Annotated in this window: 2 protein-coding genes; one reads left to right on the top strand and one right to left on the bottom strand. The window is 35.0% G+C overall.

The features are described 5' to 3' along the window. Positions 1-97 precede the first annotated feature (97 nt). Positions 98-262 (top strand): hypothetical protein, encoded by a 165-nt coding sequence (locus tag BD31_RS09985; protein WP_008297568.1) that lies wholly within the window; start codon positions 98-100, stop codon positions 260-262. Between the two features lie 232 nt (positions 263-494). Here the strand turns inward: BD31_RS09985 and BD31_RS01765 are convergent, their stop codons facing one another. Further along, positions 495-1,130, bottom strand: a complete 636-nt coding sequence (locus BD31_RS01765; protein WP_048097342.1) for a DUF4443 domain-containing protein — start codon at positions 1,128-1,130, stop codon at positions 495-497. Positions 1,131-1,341: the final 211 nt, after the last annotated feature.

The raw sequence follows: 1,341 nt of genomic DNA, 5'->3' as shown, positions 1-1,341 counted from the left end.
ACCATGATGAAAGATGACACCATGATGAAAGGGTTAGGACTGATAAAAATTTTCAACCTCTAATGATGTTGAAAGATTTGAAGATGATGGAGGTCAAATGTATTCTCCAAACATGCAAGTTAGCAACGGTATTGATCCTTCAGATGTGATCTGCAAGACTGGCCTTGAATTGTTAATGAGAGTTTCCACCGGAGACCCTGTTTGTGTAAAACAATCCTCAGTTGAGCATCTTTTGTTGATTGGATTTGCTGATTACTTCTAAAACACTTTTTTATTTTTAAATTCGACTTTCACGACTATCTGTATCTTACTTATCTCCAAAATGATGCTGAGTTCCAGAGGGTTGAACTCAATTGCGGTATCAAACTATTGGTGTGTGCCGGGGGCGAGTTTTGTGAAATTAGTTTGATGCCGTACCCTTTTGTTTATAAAGAAAACTTGCATTTTCTAAAAATTGATTCAAATTCAACAAAAAATTATCGTTTCTGTAGTTATTACTTTTGTGTTCCTAACGTCCACAAGGCAGTGTTGATTGCAGAGATTTCCGCAACAAACTTGTCATCAGATGATGTGATGATGACAATGTCTTTATTTCTTGGATGTAGTGTCTCAATGAGATTGTTTTTTATCTCTGGTTCATCGGCAAAACATACGACCTCATCTCCTACAAAAACAAATTCTTCCTTCTTGAATCTCAAAGTCAAAGAATCACTTGCACCATATAAAATAGCATAATCTCTTTGTTGCATTCCATTTCCAATACCTGTTACATGGTCTTTTCTGAGAATGATTGCACAGTTGTGTTTTCCATTTGTCAGACAACATTTTTTCAAAAAACTTTGATATGGCATTGCTTCTTGAAACTTTTTTGCAAAGTTTCTGCCTCTAATTGTGAGAAATGTTCCTGCTTTTATTGAATCTGCAAATTCATGTTCTTTGAGATGTGAAATTAATGTTCTTACTGCACCTTCTCCTATATGCAGCTCATCACAAAATGTCGTTCTGCTTACATACTTTTGTTTTGTCAACAACAAGATTGACTTTAGAACATGGGGTATGCTAAACGTCAAAGCTTTGCTTGTTCTTTTTCTTGAAACAATTTTTTGCAATGTCTTGATCTGTTGTTGCATTGATTCCATTTAGCGCCTAGAATATATAAATTGGATGAACCATCCTATGGTTTAAGTATATGACGTTCTATGTCTTTTTGTTGTCATTTCCGACCGAGATTACAGTATCCAAATCAAAGGTTCCGATATTTGCAATTGCACTTTTAGCTATAATCTTTGCAGTAGGACTTTTTGTTGTAGGTTATGATCAAGGGCATATTTTCAGCATTGT

Source organism: Candidatus Nitrosopumilus salarius BD31 (assembly GCF_000242875.2).
Classification (GTDB): domain Archaea; phylum Thermoproteota; class Nitrososphaeria; order Nitrososphaerales; family Nitrosopumilaceae; genus Nitrosopumilus; species Nitrosopumilus salarius.
This window is presented reverse-complemented; position numbering and strand designations above follow the sequence as displayed.

What these genes read in the sequence shown, in the direction of transcription:
- BD31_RS01765 (WP_048097342.1), bottom strand. Translation starts at nt 1,130, where the DNA reads ATGCAACAACAGATCAAGACATTGCAAAAAATTGTTTCAAGAAAAAGA.
- BD31_RS09985 (WP_008297568.1), top strand. Translation starts at nt 98, where the DNA reads ATGTATTCTCCAAACATGCAAGTTAGCAACGGTATTGATCCTTCAGAT.